This is a genomic window from Nocardia sputorum (assembly GCF_027924405.1).
Lineage (GTDB): Bacteria > Actinomycetota > Actinomycetes > Mycobacteriales > Mycobacteriaceae > Nocardia > Nocardia sputorum.
The window spans coordinates 1550488-1567615 of sequence record NZ_AP026978.1; the positions used below are offsets into that span (position 1 = coordinate 1550488).

15 protein-coding genes are annotated in these 17128 nt (G+C 69.8%); 10 read left to right on the plus strand and 5 right to left on the minus strand.

From position 1 onward, the window contains the following. Positions 1–17: 17 nt before the first annotated feature. The gene (locus tag QMG86_RS07005) at positions 18–1037 is read right to left on the minus strand and encodes a Gfo/Idh/MocA family protein (protein ID WP_281878410.1); all 1020 of its coding nucleotides are present in this window, start codon (positions 1035–1037) and stop codon (positions 18–20) included. A 60-nt stretch (positions 1038–1097) separates the two neighbouring features. Next, positions 1098–2099, minus strand: coding sequence for a LacI family DNA-binding transcriptional regulator (locus QMG86_RS07010; protein WP_281878411.1), 1002 nt, complete (start codon positions 2097–2099; stop codon positions 1098–1100). 246 nt (positions 2100–2345) lie between these two features. On the opposite strand from QMG86_RS07010, the gene QMG86_RS07015 reads away from it, so the two are divergent. The 9 genes from QMG86_RS07015 to QMG86_RS07055 all read left to right on the plus strand — a co-directional run bounded on the left by QMG86_RS07015 (position 2346) and on the right by QMG86_RS07055 (position 11550). Continuing rightward, the gene (locus QMG86_RS07015) at positions 2346–3242 is read left to right on the plus strand and encodes a TIM barrel protein (protein ID WP_281878412.1); all 897 of its coding nucleotides are present in this window, start codon (positions 2346–2348) and stop codon (positions 3240–3242) included. Positions 3243–3259: 17 nt separating this feature from the next. Beyond that, on the plus strand, positions 3260–4255 hold the full coding sequence (locus tag QMG86_RS07020; RefSeq protein ID WP_281878414.1) for a sugar ABC transporter substrate-binding protein: 996 nt from the start codon (positions 3260–3262) through the stop codon (positions 4253–4255). 10 nt (positions 4256–4265) lie between these two features. Continuing rightward, positions 4266–5312 carry an ABC transporter permease gene (locus tag QMG86_RS07025; protein WP_281878416.1) on the plus strand — a complete coding sequence of 349 codons (1047 nt, stop codon included), beginning with the start codon at positions 4266–4268 and terminating at the stop codon, positions 5310–5312. After that, positions 5309–6091, plus strand: a complete 783-nt coding sequence (locus tag QMG86_RS07030) for an ATP-binding cassette domain-containing protein (RefSeq protein ID WP_281878418.1) — start codon at positions 5309–5311, stop codon at positions 6089–6091. The genes QMG86_RS07025 and QMG86_RS07030 overlap by 4 nt, the downstream gene beginning before the upstream one ends. Next, the gene (gene iolC, locus QMG86_RS07035; RefSeq protein ID WP_281878419.1) at positions 6088–7032 is read left to right on the plus strand and encodes a 5-dehydro-2-deoxygluconokinase; all 945 of its coding nucleotides are present in this window, start codon (positions 6088–6090) and stop codon (positions 7030–7032) included. Before QMG86_RS07030 ends, iolC begins: the two co-directional genes overlap by 4 nt. Before the next feature lie 61 nt (positions 7033–7093). Then, entirely contained in the window at positions 7094–7987 is an 894-nt protein-coding gene (locus tag QMG86_RS07040) for a Cgl0159 family (beta/alpha)8-fold protein (RefSeq protein ID WP_281878420.1), read from the plus strand. Positions 7988–8139: 152 nt separating this feature from the next. Further along, a complete protein-coding gene (gene iolB, locus QMG86_RS07045) occupies positions 8140–9036 on the plus strand; it encodes a 5-deoxy-glucuronate isomerase (RefSeq protein ID WP_281878421.1) in 897 nt (298 codons plus the stop codon). Further along, positions 9027–10868: a 3D-(3,5/4)-trihydroxycyclohexane-1,2-dione acylhydrolase (decyclizing) gene (iolD, locus tag QMG86_RS07050; protein WP_281878422.1), complete on the plus strand. Its 1842-nt coding sequence runs from the start codon at positions 9027–9029 to the stop codon at positions 10866–10868. The genes iolB and iolD overlap by 10 nt, the downstream gene beginning before the upstream one ends. 478 nt (positions 10869–11346) lie before the next feature. Further along, the gene (locus QMG86_RS07055; protein WP_014987157.1) at positions 11347–11550 is read left to right on the plus strand and encodes a cold-shock protein; all 204 of its coding nucleotides are present in this window, start codon (positions 11347–11349) and stop codon (positions 11548–11550) included. A gap of 57 nt (positions 11551–11607) precedes the next feature. Here the strand turns inward: QMG86_RS07055 and QMG86_RS07060 are convergent, their stop codons facing one another. Both QMG86_RS07060 and QMG86_RS07065 read right to left on the minus strand, forming a co-directional pair. Beyond that, positions 11608–12414, minus strand: coding sequence for a nucleotidyltransferase domain-containing protein (locus QMG86_RS07060; protein ID WP_281878423.1), 807 nt, complete (start codon positions 12412–12414; stop codon positions 11608–11610). A gap of 52 nt (positions 12415–12466) precedes the next feature. Further along, on the minus strand, positions 12467–13657 hold the full coding sequence (locus QMG86_RS07065) for an MFS transporter (RefSeq protein WP_281878425.1): 1191 nt from the start codon (positions 13655–13657) through the stop codon (positions 12467–12469). A gap of 92 nt (positions 13658–13749) precedes the next feature. Here QMG86_RS07065 and QMG86_RS07070 point away from each other — a divergent pair, with 92 nt between their 5' ends. Then, positions 13750–14676, plus strand: coding sequence for a LysR family transcriptional regulator (locus QMG86_RS07070; protein WP_281878427.1), 927 nt, complete (start codon positions 13750–13752; stop codon positions 14674–14676). Between the two features lie 715 nt (positions 14677–15391). On the opposite strand, the gene QMG86_RS07075 is transcribed toward QMG86_RS07070, so the two are convergent. Beyond that, on the minus strand, positions 15392–17101 hold the full coding sequence (locus QMG86_RS07075) for an alpha/beta fold hydrolase (RefSeq protein WP_281878429.1): 1710 nt from the start codon (positions 17099–17101) through the stop codon (positions 15392–15394). Positions 17102–17128: the final 27 nt, after the last annotated feature.

A 17128-nucleotide genomic window follows, 5' to 3' on the forward strand; every position in this document is an offset into this window, starting at 1 on the left:
AGCGTACTTCGAATCAGTCAGCGTCGGACTTCGGCAACCTCGACGGCTCGGCTCTCCCGCCGCGACAGCTCGCACGCCTCTGCGACATAGAACGCCTCCAGCGCGTCGACAGGCGGGCAAGGATTGTCGAGCTGTCCGGTCGCGACCTCGATGAAGGCCGCCAGTTCATCGGCATACGCCGGACGGAAGCGTTCCATGAACCCCGCATAGGGAGGATAGGGGGAGGGGCTGTGGTCGGGTTCGACGGAAGTGAGGGGTGTGCGGTCGTCGAGCCCGACGATCGCATTCCCCTTGGAGCCCAACGCTTCCAGCCGCACGTCGTACCCTGCCCCGTTGTATCGGGTCAGTGACACCGTGGCGACGGTTCCGTCGTCCAGGCGAAGCAGCACCGCCGCTGTGTCGACGTCGTCCGCTTCGGCGAAGAACGACGCGCCCCGGTTGGCTCCGAGGGCGTAGACGGAGGTGATCTCGCGGCCGGTCACCCACCGGATGATGTCGAAATCGTGCACCCCGCAGTCGCGGAAGATGCCCCCGGAGCGGGCGATGTATTCGGCGGGCGGTGGCGCCGGGTCGAGGGTCGTCGCGCGCAACGTGTGCAGCCAGCCGAGCCGTCCGGAGCGGATCGCTTCGCGCGCCGCGCGGTAGCCGGCGTCGAAGCGGCGTTGGAAGCCGATCTGGACGGGGACGGGGGAGGTGCGAAGGTGGACGATGACGGCGAGGGTGCCGGTGATGTCGGCGGCGACGGGCTTTTCGCAGAAGACGGGGATGCCCGCGTCGACGGCGCGGATGATGAGTTCGGGGTGGGCGTCGGTGGCGGTGGCGATGATCAGGCCGTCGAGGTCGGCGGCGAAGAGGGCGTCGAGATCGGAGGCGAACTCGACGCCGAGGTCGGTGGCGGTGGTGCGGGCGCGGGCCGCGTCGGCGTCGGCGACCAGGACGGTGGCCACGTTCGGGAGTTTCCTCAGGGTCTCGGCGTGCGCGCTCCCGATGCGGCCGGTTCCGGCGAGGCCCAGCGTGACGGCTCGGTGCGAGGACATCGGCTCTCCTTATATATGTGGAATCGCGACGTGCGGTGGCGGGCCTACGGGCCTGGTGGTTCAGCGTGGAGCGGTCGTGGTGGAGCGGACTACGAGCGAAGGTTCCACCCGGCGGCGGGCCGGGGTGGTGCGGCCGTCGTGGAGGCGTTCGGCGAGCGCCTCGATCGCGAGGCGGCCCATCTGGATGCGCGGCTGGTCGATGGTGGTCAGCGCGACGTGGCGCAGGGCGGCCAGGGAGGTGTTGTCGTAGCCGACCACGGAGACGTCCTCGGGCACCCGCAGGCCCGCCTCCTCGAGCGCGGACATGGCCCCGACGGCGTTGAAATCGTTGCCGCATACGAGCGCGGTGGGGAAATTCTCGCTGGAGAACAGGTTCAGCAGTTTGCGTACCGCGGCCAGGCCCGCGGCGTCGGTGTGCTCGCTCGGCACGACCATCGGCTCCAGGCCGTGGCGCCGCATGGCGGCGCGGTAGCCCTTGCGGCGCGGCGCGGAGGTGAAGGCGCCGCCGCCGTCGAGGTGCACGATGCGCCGATGTCCGAGGGAGACGAGGTGATCGACGGCCAGGCCGACACCGATCTCGCCGTCGTCGTTGACCGTGTCGACCTCGGCGACGGTGGAAGTGCGGGATACCAGCACCAGCGGAGCTTGCTGCGCCGCTTCGCGAATGGCGGCGGCGGGCAGGACCGGCGACAGCAGGATGACGCCCCCCGGCCGGAAGGAGAGCAAGCTCTCCAGGGCGGCACGCTCGCGGGCGGCGGTGCGCCGGCCGGTGTTGAGGATGAGTTCCAGGCCGCGGGTCTGGGCGGCGGCGTCCATGCCCTCGACGACATCGGCGAAGAAGGCGTTGCGCAGGTCGGAGACCATCACGCCGACGATGCTGGAGGTCCGGCTGGCGAGGGAGCGAGCCAGGATGTGCGGTTGGTAGCCGAGGTCTTTCGCCGCGTCCAGCACGGCGCGGCGGCGGTGTTCGCTGACCTTCGGGGAGTTGCGCATGACCAGCGAGACGAGGGCGCGCGAGACGCCCGCGCGGGCAGCGACGTCTTCCATGGTCGGTCGTGCCATGACGCCTCCGTTCCGCCTCCGTAGGCCTTTTCGGCTCGGACGATACAAGCTCCTGGTAGGCGAGGCAATAGAGCGCTCTAATCGGAAATCCGCGATGGCGGACCGACTTCGGGAGCGGCGCGAAGAGCGGAAATTGCCTGGTAATCGTGCTTCGGTCGACGCGCTGACGACTCTTGACACGCTATGACCCGCGTTACATAGTTGGAGCGCTCCAATAGAGCGGTGAACCTCGACGGGAGAGTACCGATGACCGAATCCCTCTACCCGCTGCGCGTCGCGGCCGCGCCGATCTCCTGGGGGGTCTGTGAGGTCCCCGGCTGGGGTCACGTGCTCGACGCGCGGACCGTCCTGGGGGAGATGGCCGCGCTGGGGCTGACCGCGACAGAACTCGGTCCTCCCGGCTATCTGCCGCAGGATCCGGTGGAGCTGCGCCGGCTACTGGAGACCTTCGGGCTCACCGCCGTCGGCGGATTCCTCGCCGTCGTGCTGCACCGGGACCGGCGGGACGCGGTCGCCCGTGCGGAGAACGCCGCCGCCCTGCTGGCCGCCGCCGGCGCGGAAGTCCTCGTGCTCGCCGCCGCGACCGGATTCGGCGGGTACGACGCGCGCACGCAGCTCGACGGCTCGGAGTGGAGCGCCTTGGTCGACACGGCCGCCGCGATCCGCGACGCCGCCGCCGGGCACGGGCTGCGCACGGTGCTGCACCCGCACGTCGGCACCCATGTGGAGAGCGAGGCCGAAGTCGAGCGGTTCCTCGCCGATTCCGATCTCGACATCTGTCTGGACACCGGCCATCTGCTCATCGGCGGCACGGACCCGGTGCGGCTCGCGGCGCGACACGCCGAGCGGATCGGGCACATCCATCTCAAGGATGTCCGCGGCGCCCTGGCCGATCAGGTCCGCGGGGGAAAGCTCGAGTACGGCGAGGCCGTGCGCCGTGGGCTGTATGTCCCGCTGGGAGATGGCGACGTCGACATCGCGGCACTCGTGCACACCATGCGGGCCGCGGGCTATCAGGGTTGGTACGTGCTGGAGCAGGATGCGATGCTGCGGCCGGGCGACTCGGCTCGACAGGCCCGCGATGACACCGGTCGCAGTTTGCGCCACCTGGCCGACATCGCGCTCGCCGCGGCGGGAATCTAGAGGAAGCGACGACAACGATGTCTTCGAGACGACAGCGCGGCGTGACCGCCGGATGGCGCCTGCTGCCGTGGATCGCCACGGCCGCAATGCTGGCCGCGTGCAGTGGCCCCGGCGCTGACGCGCCCGCACCCTCGCAGACGCCGATCGCCGCCGGGACGGTGGAATCCGTCGCGGTGGTGACCCACGGCAGTCCCGGCGACGCGTTCTGGAACGTCGTCAAGAACGGCGCGGAGGCCGCGGGCAAGGATCTCGGAATCCGGGTGGCGTACAACGCCTCCGGTGATCCGGGCCAGCAGGCGAAGCTGATCGACAACGCGGTGGCGCAGGGCGTCGACGGGCTCGTCGTCTCGATGGCCAATCCCGAGGCGCTGCGGCCGTCCGTGGAAAAGGCTGTCGCCGCGGGCATTCCGGTGGTGACCATCAATTCGGGGGAGTCCGAGAGCGCGAAGTTCGGCGCGTTCGTTCATGTGGGCCAGAGCGAATCGCTGGCCGGACAGGCCGCGGGCAAGCGGCTCGCCGAGGCCCGGCGCACGAAGATGCTGTGCGTCGTCCACGAGGCGGGCAATATCGCCGCGAACGAGCGCTGCGGTGGCGCGACCAAGGCGTTCGGCGACGCGACCACGCTGCAGGTGGACATCAACAATCCCACCGACGCGCAATCGAGGATCAAAGGCGCGCTGGAAGCCGACCGATCCATCGACGCGGTGCTGACGTTGAACTCGCAGGTCGCCGCGCGGGCCGTGGACGCGGTCCGGGAGGCGGCGTCCGGTGCGACCGTCGCGACCTTCGATCTGAATTCCGATGTGGTGGAAGCGATCCGCGCCGGAAAGCTGCTGTTCGCGGTCGATCAGCAACAGTACGAGCAGGGCTATCTGCCGATCGTGCTGCTGCAGCTGTACCGGACGAACCTGAACACCGTCGGAGGCGGCGCGCCGGTGCAGACCGGCCCCGGCTTCGTCGACAAGAGCAATGTGGAAGCCGTCGCCGCGCTCGTCGCGCAGGGCACGCGCTGAGGGGGATGACATGACCGTTGCCACGAAGACATCCGACCCGGCGCAGGACCGGCCGGGCCTCTCGCCGCTGCAACGCCTGGCCGTGCGGCCGGAGATCGGCGCGGCGCTGGGGGCACTGCTGGTGTTCGTGTTCTTCTCGCTCGTCACCGACCGGTTCCTGAGCCCCCTCGGCGTCGCGACCTGGCTGGACGATGCCTCCACGCTGGGCATCATGGCGGTGGCCGTGGCGCTGCTGATGATCGGCGGTGAGTTCGATCTGTCGGCGGGCGTGATGACGGCCTCCACGGCGCTGGTCACCGCCTTGCTCGCGGTGCACGCCGGGTGGAACGTGTGGTTCGCGCTGCTCGCCTCGCTCGTGTTCGCGCTGGCCGTCGGCGCGTTCAACGGCTGGGTGGTGATGCGCACCGGCCTGCCGAGCTTCATCGTCACGCTGGGCACCTTCCTCGCGCTGCAAGGACTGAACCTCGGCGTGACGCGGCTGGTCACCGACACGGTGCAGGTGTCGGGCGTGCGGAGCGCGAACGGCTACCAATCGGCGGGCTGGGTTTTCGCGTCGACCCTGGACCTCGGCGAGGCGCACCTGCAAGCCTCGGTGGTCTGGTGGATCGTGCTGACCGCGATCGCCGCGACGATTCTGGTGCGCACCCGGTTCGGCAACTGGATCTTCGCCGTCGGCGGTGCGCTGCCGAGCGCCCGCGCGGTCGGCGTGCCCGCCGACCGCACCAAGATCCTGCTGTTCATGGGTACCGCGTTCGCGGCCTGGGTGGTGGGTTCCTGCGACATCCTGCGGTTCGCCAGCGTGCAGGCCAACCAGGGCGTCGGGCTCGAACTGCACTACATCATCGCCGCCGTGGTGGGCGGCTGCCTGCTCACCGGCGGCTTCGGCTCGGCGGTCGGCGCCGCGATCGGGGCGCTCATCTTCGGCATGGCGCGCCAGGGCATCGTGTTCGCCCGCTGGGACAGCGACTGGTTCATGCTGTTCCTCGGCGTGCTGCTGCTGGCGGCGGTCCTGGTCAACAACAGATTCCAGAAACGAGCCGAAAGGGTGCGCCGATGACTTCCCTCATCCAGGCCGTCGACCTCGGCAAGAGCTACGGCGGCGTCGTCGCCCTCCGGGACGTGTCCACGGTGGTGAACGCGGGCGAGGTCACCTGCGTGCTCGGCGACAACGGCGCGGGCAAATCGACCTTGATCAAGATCCTCGCCGGGGTGCACCAGCACGACCGCGGCGACCTGCGCGTGGACGGCGAATCGGTCCGGTTCGCCTCACCCCGTGCGGCTTTGGATCGCGGCATCGCCACGGTCTATCAGGATCTCGCGGTGGTTCCGCTGATGAGCGTGTGGCGCAATTTCGTACTCGGCTCCGAGCCCACCTTCGGCTACGGCCCCTTCCGTCTGCTGGACCGCGAGAAGGGCCGCGAGATCGCACGAACCGCACTGGCGGACATGGGTATCGAGATCCGCGACATGGAACAGCCGGTCGGCACCCTGTCCGGCGGCCAGCGGCAATGCGTCGCGATCGCACGAGCCGTGCACTACGGGGCGAAGGTGCTGATCCTCGACGAGCCCACCGCGGCGCTCGGCGTCAAACAGGCCGGGGTGGTGCTGAAATACGTCGTGCAGGCGCGCGACCGCGGGCTCGGTGTCGTACTGATCACGCACAACCCGCACCACGCCTATCCGGTCGGCGACCGGTTCCTGTTGCTGAAGCGGGGCGCGGTGCTGGGCTCCTACGAGAAGTCCGAGATCGACCTGCCCGAACTGATCCGCCAGATGGCGGGCGGGGCGGAACTCGAGGCGCTGCAGCACGAATTGCAGCGCGTGGTGACGCCGTGAACGCGGGCGAGCTGGACGCGCTGACCATCGGCCGCGTGGGAGTGGACCTCTATCCCGAACAGAGCGGCGTAGCCCTGGCACAGGTGCGCAGTTTCGCGAAGTTCCTGGGCGGCACCGCCACCAATGTCGCCGTGGCCGCCGCCCGGCTCGGCCGTCGTTCGGCCGTGCTGACCAAAGTGGGCCCCGACGGCTTCGGCGACTTCGTGCGCATGGCGCTGGAGGACTTCGGCGTCTCCTCCCGGTATGTGACGACCGCGCCGGACCTGCAGACGCCCGTAGTCTTCTGCGAGCTGACGCCGCCGTCGGATCCGCCGCTGTTGTTCTACCGCGCGCCGATCGCGCCGGATCTGACCATCACCCCGGACGAAGTGCCCTGGGCAGTGGTGGACGCCGTGCCGCTGCTGTGGGTCACGGGCACCGGAGTGAGCGCCGAGCCGGGCCGCGGCACCCAGCGGGAGATCTTGCTGCGGCGCGCACGACGTGGGCACACGGTGCTCGATCTGGACTATCGGCCGATGTTCTGGCCCGACGTGGACACCGCGCGGGCGGAGATCGGGTGGATGGTCGACCACGTGAACGTGGTGGTCGGCAACCGCACGGAGGTCGAGGTGGCGGTGGGCACCGCCGACCCGGACGCGGCGGCCGACCGGCTGCTCGCCAGAGGGGTGCGCCTCGCGGTGATCAAACAAGGCGGCGACGGGGTGCTGGCGGCCACCGCCGAGGAACGCTGGACGGTGCCGCCGTGCCGCGTGGACGTGGTGTGCGGGCTCGGCGCGGGCGACGGTTTCGGCGGCGCGTTGATCCACGGCCTGCTCTCGGACTGGGATCCTCGGCGCATCGCCACCTACGCCAACGCGGCGGGCGCGCTGGTCGCCGCGCGTCTGGCCTGCGCGGACGCGATGCCCACCAACGCGGAGATCGAGGAACTGCTGTGCGGGTGAACCGGCGCACGGGCGAAGAGCCGCGAGGCGACCGAGTCGGCGCGGAGCTGGAGCAGGTGCTATGCATCTGACCGACGAACGGTGGCGCGAACTGCTGCGCGTACGTGCGACGGACCCGGCCGCGGTCGAAGGGGCCTACGCGAAGCGGGTGCGCCGCGCCGACCTGCTGGCGGGTAAGCAGACCTTGTTCCTGGTCGCAGCCGATCACCCGGCACGCGGTGCGCTCGGCGTCGGCGAGGATCGCACGGCCATGGCGGATCGGCGCACGCTGCTGGAACGGTTGCTCATCGCGCTGGCCGACCCGGATGTCGACGGCGTACTGGGCTCGCCGGACGTGGTCGAGGAACTCTTGCTGCTGGACGCGCTGGACGACAAGGTCGTGATCGGATCGATGAACCGCGGCGGTCTGGCGGGCGCGGAGTGGGAGATCGACGACCGATTCACCGGATACGACGCGGATTCCCTCGCGCGATTCCGGCTCGACGGCGGCAAGATGCTGCTGCGTCTGGTCGATTCCGACGCGGGCACCGTCCCGACGCTGCAAGCCTGCGCGCGGGCCGTCTCCGCGCTGGCCGCGCACCAGCTGATGGCGATGGTCGAACCGCTGCCCTACCACCGGGACGATTCCGGGGCGCTGGTGATGAGCAAGGACGCGCTGTCGCTGTCGCGGGCGATCACGGTGGCTTCCGGTCTCGGCGTCACCTCGGCCTATACCTGGCTGAAAATCCCGGCGCCGCAAGATATCTCGGTGCTCGACGCGACCACCCTGCCGGTGCTCGTGCTCGGCGGTGCGCCGTCCGGGGACCCGGCGGTGGATCGCGCGCTGTGGGGCGGGGCGTTAGGCCACGACGTGGTTCGGGGTCTCGTCGTGGGACGCACCCTGCTGTACCCGCCGGACGGTGACGTCGCCAAGGCGGTCGCGACCGCCGCCCGCCTGTTGAAGGAAGGCCGATGAGGCTGCGAATCGCCGCGCCGACCGCTTTCCCGTCGGCTCCACCGGTCGCCTTCTCCGGACGACGCGGTCGAGTCCGGCCGTCCTGCGGAGCGAGCGGGTCGCCGGTACTCCGGAGCGCGCCCAGAGAACGGAACGCGTACAGAGGAGGTGTGATGACACTGCATCGTCCCGAAGGAACGCTGTGCCACGACGGTGATCCGATCCTGTTGCCCCCGGACGCCGCCGGATGGACCTACGCCGGATTGCGGGTCCTGCGCATCGGTGCGGACCGGTCGCGGGTCCTGCGGACGGGCGAGTTCGAGGCGTTCGTCCTGCCCTTGGCCGGAGCGTGCACGGTGCGCGTGGACGGCGAGACATTCGCGCTGACCGGCCGGGAATCGGTGTTCACTCGCGTGACGGATTTCGCCTACGTGCCGCGCGACGCCGAGGTGGAATTGACCGCCGAGGGCGGTGACCTGGAGGTGGCGTTGCCGCTGGCCCGCTGCGGGAAACGGCTGGAACCCAGATACGGCCCCGCGGAGGAGGTGCCGGTCGAAATCCGGGGCGCGGGAAACGCGACCCGTCAGGTCACCAATTTCGGGATACCCGGCGTGTGGGAGCACGCGGACAAACTCAACGCCTGCGAGCTGATCACCCCGGACGGCAACTGGTCGTCCTACCCGCCGCACAAGCACGACCGAGCGAGCGACTGCGAAGTCGTCAACGAGGAGATCTACTACTTCCGTATCGCCGGGCGCGACGGCGTCACGCCGTCGCGCGAGGGATTCGGCCTGCACCGCACCTACACGGCCGACGGGACGGTGAACGAGAACGTCGCGGTGCGCGACGGCGACGTCTTCCTGATTCCGCACGGCTATCACGGCCCTTGCGTCGCGGCGCCCGGTTACCCCATGTACTACCTCAACGTACTGGCCGGCCCGGCGCCCGAGCGATCGATGGCATTCTGCGACGACCCGGCCCACAGCTGGGTGCGGGCGCGCTGGGACGCCGAGCCGCTCGACCCGCGCTGCCCGGTCACCTCCCACGAAGGACGGATCGGATGCGACTGACCACGGCGCAGGCGCTGGTGGCCTGGTTGATCGCCCAGCGTTCCGAAACGCTCGACGGCCGCGACGTGCCGCTGTTCCCCGCCGTCTTCGCGATCTTCGGCCACGGCAACGTGCTCGGCCTCGGCACCGCGTTGCACGAGCGGCGTGCCGAGCTCCCGGTCTGGCGCGGGCACACCGAAGAGGGTATGGCGCTCGCGGCCGTCGGCTATGCGAAGGCCACCCACCGGCGTCAGGTCGGTGTCGCGACCTCTTCGATCGGTCCCGGCGCGCTCAACATGGTGACGGCGGCGGGTGTCGCGCACGCTAATCGCCTTCCGCTTCTCCTGCTTCCGGGCGACACGTTCACCGGACGGGCGCCGGATCCGGTTTTGCAGCAGGTCGAGCACTTCGGCGACCCGACCGTCACGGTGAACGACGCGTTCCGCGCGGTGAGCCGGTATTTCGACCGCGTCACCCGCCCGGAACAGCTGCTCGCCACCCTGCCCCAAGCGGTCGGCGTGCTGACCGATCCGGCCGCGGCCGGTCCGGTCGTCCTGGCGCTTCCGCAGGACGTCCAAGCCGAGTCCTATGACTTCCCCGCCGCGCTTTTCGAACCGGTGACGCACCGTCTCATGCGGCCTCGGCCCGATCAGCGAGCTCTTGCCGGCGCCGTCGCCGTATTACGCGCCGCGCGCCGCCCGCTGCTGGTGCTCGGGGGCGGCGTCCGTTACTCGGGAGCGGGGCCGACCGTGCTGCGATTCGCCGAAAGTCATGGTCTTCCGGTCGTGGAGACCACCGCGGGTCGCTCCCTGGTGCCGCACGACCATCCGCTGTTCGCGGGACCGCTCGGCATCACCGGCTCGGCGTCGGCGAACGCGATGGCGGCCGAAGCCGATCTGGTTCTCGCGATCGGGACCCGGTTGCAGGACTTCACCACCGCCTCCTGGACGATCTTCGCACCGGATGTTCGTCTGGTCGCGATCAACGTCGCACGGTTCGACGCCGTCAAACACGGCGCTCGCGCGGTGATCGGCGACGCCGAGGCCACCGTGCGGGAGCTGGCCGGGCAGGTGGGGGACTGGTCGGTTGATCCGGAGTGGACCGCGCGGGCTGCCGCACTCCGCGGGAGGTGGGACGCGTATATCGATGAACTGCGCGCACCGACTCCGGGCCCGCCGACCTACGCCCAGGTGGTGGGCGTCGTGAACGACCTGAGCGGTCCGAGCGACTACGTGATGACGGCCTCCGGCGGCCTGCCCGGTGAACTGATCGGCGGCTGGCGGGCGACCGGCGGTGCGCCCGCCATGGACGTGGAGTACGGCTTCTCCTGCATGGGCTACGAGCTCGCCGGCGCGTGGGGCGCGGCCATGGCCCGCACCGACGGAGTGGTGACCACCCTGCTCGGGGACGGGTCGTATCTGATGCTGAACTCGGAACTGTTCGCGGCGGCGTTCGCGGGGCATCCGTTCGTCGCGGTGGTCTGCGACAACGACGGCTACGCCGTGATCGCGCGGCTGCAGGAGGGGCAGGGTGGCGCGTCGTTCAACAACTTCTACGCCGATTGCCGCAGCACGCGCGAGCATCCGCCCCGGGTCGATTTCGCCGCTCATGCCGCCGCCTTGGGCTGCGCCGTCTTCTCCGCCGCCGATCTGAACGAATTCCGTGACACATACGAGCGGGCGCGCGCCGCGGCACTGGCCGAGCGTCGTCCTGCGGTGCTCGTCGTCCGGACGCAGCCGTCGGCGTGGACCGACGCGGGCGCGTGGTGGGAGGTCGGTGTGCCGGAACATCTGGCGGGCCGAGCCGCCTACGACGAGACCAAACCGCGTCAGGTGCGCTATCTCGGCTGGTGAACAGAACTTAACGAACGGTGCGCCCGGGGATCCACCGGCCTAGGCTGGAGTGGGAGACTGTGCGTGGTACGCTGAAAGGCGTTGCGGCACAACCTAATTGGTAGCGAATGCGTATCGCTGCCGAGTCGTGCCGAGGCGGAAGTCCCCTGCCGTCCGGCGTGGTAGCCCGGGTCCGGCCGGGGTGTGCTCGCCGGGGGAGGCGGCGAGTGTTATCCGGCGAAAAGTGCGGGTATCCGACGAGTGGGCCCGACGATGTGGCGCGATCGGGACCCGTCCGAGCGTGGGAGGTGAAAGACCAGGCCGCCCCTGAGCGAGCGTCGCGAGTGCACTCGCTCACGACGGCGCCGAGCACCGTCGTGAGCGTTAGCTCACAGTTGGTGGTGCGGAACGTGAGTAATTCGTCGGATCATGGCATCGTTGATCTACGAGACCAGGGCATCTCATAACACCTACCTGGCTCGTCTACAGAAAGTATGAAATGGCTCAAGGCATTGTGAAGTGGTTCAACAGCGAGAAGGGCTTCGGCTTCATCGCACAGGACGGCGGGGGGCCCGACGTCTTCGTGCATTACTCGGCTGTGAGCGGCTCGGGTTTCCGGTCCCTCGATGAGGGGCAGCGCGTGGAGTTCGAGATCGGCCAGGGACAGAAGGGTCCGCAGGCCCAGGACGTCCGCGTTCTCTGATCGCGACTTAGCTTCCGAAAGGCCCCGCACCGGGATGGTGCGGGGCCTTTCCCCTGTTCAGCCCGCCAGCGCCTCGTCGCGGAAGAACTCCGCGGTGATCGCGCGGGCGCGCGTGAGATCACGGTGACCGGACCGGCGGAACACCTCCGCCGCGCGGGTGAATTCGGCGGCGATGAACGCGGTGATCGGCGCGGGCACCGAACCGCTGCCCATCTCGCGGGTCCGTGACTTCAGCTCGGTCAACTCGGTGACCGCCGCCGTCAGCTCCGCGGGCAGCTCGCACTGCCGCAACAGCGTAGGCAGATGCATCGGCGCCACCGCCGCCGCGGGATGCTCGCGCAGCCACCGCAGCGCCATCGCCGGACGCAGGGCGTAGAACACCTTCTTCAGTGCCCCGCTGCGCTCGAACAGCGCCCACTGCTTGGCGCCCAGATGCAGATAGTGCCGGGCGATCTTGTCGCGGTCGGCGACCTCGTCGGCCACCGCGCGCAACCGATCGCGGAACCGCGTGTCGCCGCGATACACGATCGGCGACATCAGCCACTCGATGAGCACGGCGTTACCCTGCACCAGCAGCCGCAGCGCCTTGGCCAGATCCCAGCCGTTCACGTCGAGCAGGTCCGTGAGCGGTGTCTCCACCACGTCGCGGGTGCGCCACGGGGACAGGTAGGTCTCCAGCGCCGCGACGTAGACGAACCGGCAGTCGTAGTCCGAATCGGGAGACGGAAATCCCCAAGCACGGCTGCCGCTTTCGATCGCCAGCCGGATCGACACCCGGTGCTCCCGCTCCACTCGATCCAGCTCACCGTCGATGGCCCCGACCACCGCCGGGTCCATCGAAGCCGGTATCGCGCGCAGAGACATGGACGCGATGGTAGGTGCCGGAGTAACGCTGTCGCAGCTGCTTTTTCGTCGTTCAGGAGCGCCGCGCACCCTTCCCCAGCGCGGCCACGAGCACCGCTACGACCGCGAGCGTCCCGCCCAGCCACATGGCGGCGGCGACGCCGATCCCGTCCGCGGCCACGCCGCCGGTCAGCGATCCCAGCGCGATGGCGGCATTGAAGACCCCGGCGAACAGCGCGGATGCGCTTTCCCTCGCCTGCGGCGAGGCGGCGAAGACCCAGCTCTGCGCGCTCACCGAGACGCCACCGTAGGACACGCCCCACACGATCATCAGCACCACGGCCTGGGCGAGCGAGACGCCCAGCGCGGGCAAGGCGATCGCGGCCGCGGCCAGGATCGAGCCGATCGCGATCAGAGTGCCGCGCGGTGTCCGCGCCGCCACCGCTCCCGCCGCGAAATTGCCCGCCACACCGGCGATTCCGTAGACCAGCAGCAGTGTGCCGATCGTCGCCGCGTCGACGCCGGTCACCTCCTCGAGCACCGGCCGCACGTAGGTGTAGGCGGCGAAGTGGCCGGTGACCAGGAACGCCACCACGAGCAGAGCGACGCGCAAGCCCGGCTGCCGGGTCAGTCGCAACACGCCACGCAATGGCAGTGCTTCCGTCGCGGGCAGTCGCGGCAGCAAGGCCGCCATGGCCACGAGCACCGCCAGCGCGAGGCAGGCCGCGGCCACGAATGCCATGCGCCATCCGGCGAGCGCGCCGAGGAAAGTCCCCGCGGGGATGCCGAGCACCGAGGCGACCGCGACACCGGAGAAGATCAGCGACGTCGCGGCAGGCACCGAGCGCGCCGGCACCAGCCGCGCCGCGAGGCTCGCCGCGATCGCCCACACCCCGCCCATGCCGATGCCGACCAGCACCCGCGCTCCGATCAGCACCCCGAAGCCGGGCGCGCAGGCCGTCCCGAGGTTGCCCAGCGCCAACACCGCCATCAGCCCGCACAGCACCAGCCTGCGCTCGACTCGACGCAGCGCCGCAGTGAGCAAGGGCGCCGACAACGCGGCGACCGACCCCGTCACCGTCAACGCGAGACCGGCGCGGCCTTCGGTCACCCGCAGCGCCGCGCCGATCGGAGTGAGCAGGCCCACCGGCAGCATCTCCGAGGTCACCACCGTGAACGTGCCCGCTGTCACCGCGGCGACGCCGAGCGCGCCGCGAAGCGCCGGAAACTGCCGTCTCGCAACGACTTCCTCAACCTGTGTCATGTCCACCAGGCAAACGCGCCCAGCGAAGGGAAACAACGGCGAAGGTCTCATAGTTCTATGAGCTGGACTCATCGACCGTGGAAGGGAAGCTGATGGGTGGGCTGGAGGTCCGTGAGCTGGAGGCGTTCCTCGCGGTCGCCGAGGAACTGCATTTCGGGCGGGCGGGCGAGCGGTTGTACGTATCGCAGAGCCGGGTGAGCCAGCTGCTGCGCGCGCTGGAGCGGCGCATCGGCGGGCGGCTGGTGGAACGGACCAGCCGCAGCGTCCGGCTTACCCCGCTGGGCGCTGACTTCCTCGCCGAACTGCGGCCCGCCTACGCCGCGCTGCGCGCGACGGTCGACGGCGCCCGCACGGCCGCCAGAGGTATGGACGGCATCTTGCGCATCGGGTTCCAGGGCGCGGGCAACGATCACCTGATGGCCGCGGTCGAGTTGTTCCAGCGGTGGCATCCGGACTGCTCGGCCGAGCTGGTCGAGATCCCGCTCGCCGATCCGTTCGGCCCGGTGCGGCGTGACGAGGTCGACGCCGCGGTCGTGCTGCTGCCGATGGGCGAGCGTGATCTGGTGCTCGGAGCGGTGTTCGCGGGGCAGCAGCAGACGCTGGCGGTGGCGAGCTCCCATCCGGTGGCGGACCGCGCCGCGCTGTCGGTGGAGGAAGTCGCCGAGTTTCCCTTGATCGGAGTGCGCGCTCCGGCGCCGGAGTACTGGCGGCGGGCGCAGAAGCTGGACGTGACGCCGGAGGGCCGGACGGTGTGTACCGGCCCGGAAGTCGGCACGCTCGAGGAGGCCCTCGCGGCGGTGGCGGCCGGTCGCGGCGCGATGCTGCTGTGTCATCCCACCGCGGAATCGCACCGCAGGCGACCGGTGGCTTTCGTCCCGGTGACCGGAATCGCCGAGTCCCGGCTCGGGCTGGTGTGGCGTCGTCACCGCGAGACGCCGCGGGTGCGCGCGTTCTCTCGCGCGGTGGCCGCCACGAAGGGGATCGACGACGTGCGGAGCGTCACGGTGGAGGCATCCTGACCTACCCGGCCTTCCGGATCGCTCCGCCAGCCCGGATATCGGGGCCGACATGGCGTTGCTTATTTTCCCGAGCCACCGGATGGATAGCAGAGAATTATTTGCATTCTCTATCGTGTAGCCTGTGATCTCGTCGCCGAGGGCGTGTGCGGCCCTATTTTCAGGGGCTTATCGAATTTTTCCGAGCTACTCGAGATATCTGTCGTCGGAAGAAATTGCCGACCCGAATTTGCGCTTCTGACCTGGACGTTTGACTAGATTGCCAGCTCAATCAAGCCATGCGCCGTGAGGTGGATCACTATTGACGCTGGATGTGGTCTGCATCTCCATATTATCGAATTTCGTAACCGGAGCCGATGGAGTGCCGATGTCCCCCGTGTCAGCCAGTTCGACTGGATAAGTTCGAGGAAGAGGTATTTCCATGATCCCCGTTATCATCGACACCGGCAGCGCTGCACTGAACGGTCTTTTCGATACGCTCGGCGCTGCTCTGCACGGCCTTGTCGACACCCTGTGGACGGGTTCCTTCGGCGGCCGCTGACCGACGTGACGGTCGAGACGCTCGACCGGGTCCCACGCCGACCCGAGGCGTGACCGAGCGGGCCCCCGCACCGGATGGTGCGGGGGCCCGCCGCTGTGTGGGCCGTTCCGCCGAGGCGCGCCACGTTTCGAACTGACTTCATCCAGAAGGTCTGGGCGGCCTCCCGTACGGGTGCGGTCAGTTGCGCGCCTCGACGGCGGAGACTCGCGTGAGTTCGGCCGCGAGTCGCGCGGGATGGGTCAACTGCGGGTAGTGGCCCGCCCCCTCGATCGAGACCGCGTCGCGGGAAGTGGCGACGGTGAGTGGATCGGCGGAACCGGTGACGATCCGTACGGGCACCTCGATCCGAGCGAGCAGGGCTCGCAACTCCTCGCGCCGCGCGGGGGCGCTCGCGCGGCGCAGCGCGGCGACGGTGCGGGCGGCGACGCCCGGCCTGCGCAGGTTGGCCGCGGCGCTCGCGATCGCGGCGCTCTCCGGCACGCCGAGCCGACGGGCCAGATCGCCGGCCGACATCCGGCGCAGCGCCGCCGCGGCCAATGGTGAGCGCAGCAGCGAGCCGGACCGTGGCTGGAGAAACGCCGGAGCTACCAGCACCACCCCGGAGATCCGCTCGGGATGCTGCGCGGCGTACCGGAGCACCGGACCGCAACCGAGTGAGTGGCCGACCAGCACGGGGCGGGTGCGGACGGAAGCGAGCAGGTCCGGCAGCACCGCATCGGCATCGCCGGGCGCCGAGCGTCCCAGGCCGGGCAGGTCCACGACCAGGCTCGGCCCGTCCAGCTCCGCGCGCGCCGCGTTCCACGACTCGCCGTCGAGCGGAAGCCCGTGCAGCAGTACGTAGTCAGGGCGCCGCCGCTCGCCGCTCACCCAGACGCCGTCGGCGAAACCGGCGGTCGGATCGTCGGGCACCGCGCCGAACCGGCTGGCGACGAGATGGTCGGCCCATGTGCGGAGCGTCGCCTCGGTCGGCGGCATGGTGAGCCCGGCGCGGCGGGCCACGTCCTGCGCCGCCGACGTGTCGTAGCGGTCGTCGGCGATGAACGTCAGCGTCTCCGGATCGGCGCCGGTCAGCGCGCGAGGAAGCTTCGAGATGACGCCGACCGGAATGGAGAACCGCGGCGCGGGGACCCCGAGGTGCCCGGCCAGCAGCCGGATCAGCTTCGGCAAAACCGGAGTGCGATCGTCGAGGACCGTGTAGGAGCGGCCCGCGGTGTCGGGCAGCGCGGGCAGGCTGATCAGGAAGTCGGTGAAGTAGTCCAGATCGACGATCGGCACGAAGGTCTCCGGCCCGCCGGGGATCGCCGGGAGCCGCCCGTTCCACAGGTCCTCGACGACGGTGGCCAGCCCGATGTATTGGCCGGGACCGAGCACGCTGCTCGGGTTCGCGATGGTCAGCGCGACGCCGAGTTCCGCCGCCCGCCTGCGCAGCAGCGGATCCGATTCGAACTTCGACGCGCCGTACGCGCCGTTCTCGTAGTGCTGTTCCTCCGATTCCTCCACGGTGATCCGATAACCCGTGATGTGTACGACCCGGCGCAGTTCGGGGAGGGCGGCGGACCAGTCGAGCACGCGCAGCGCACCGGTGACGTTGACCGCGTACGCGTCCTCGGCCGCGAGCCCGAACGAGAAGCGGGCCGCGCAGTTGTACACGTCGCGGATGCCCGACGCGTCGAACCCGGCGGGCAAGCCCAGATCCGGGGCGGTGACGTCACACGTGACGATTTCCAACCCGCTGGAGTCCACCCCTCGGCGTCGCAGCCAGCTGGTGAGCCGCTCCTCGCTGCCCGGCCGCAGGGCGGCGGCGACGGAATGCCCCTGCTCGAGTAAGCGGGCGACGGCGTTGCGGCCGAGGAACCCCGCGGCTCCGAAGACGATGCTGTCCGACATGACTACTCCTTTTTAGACCGGTCTACA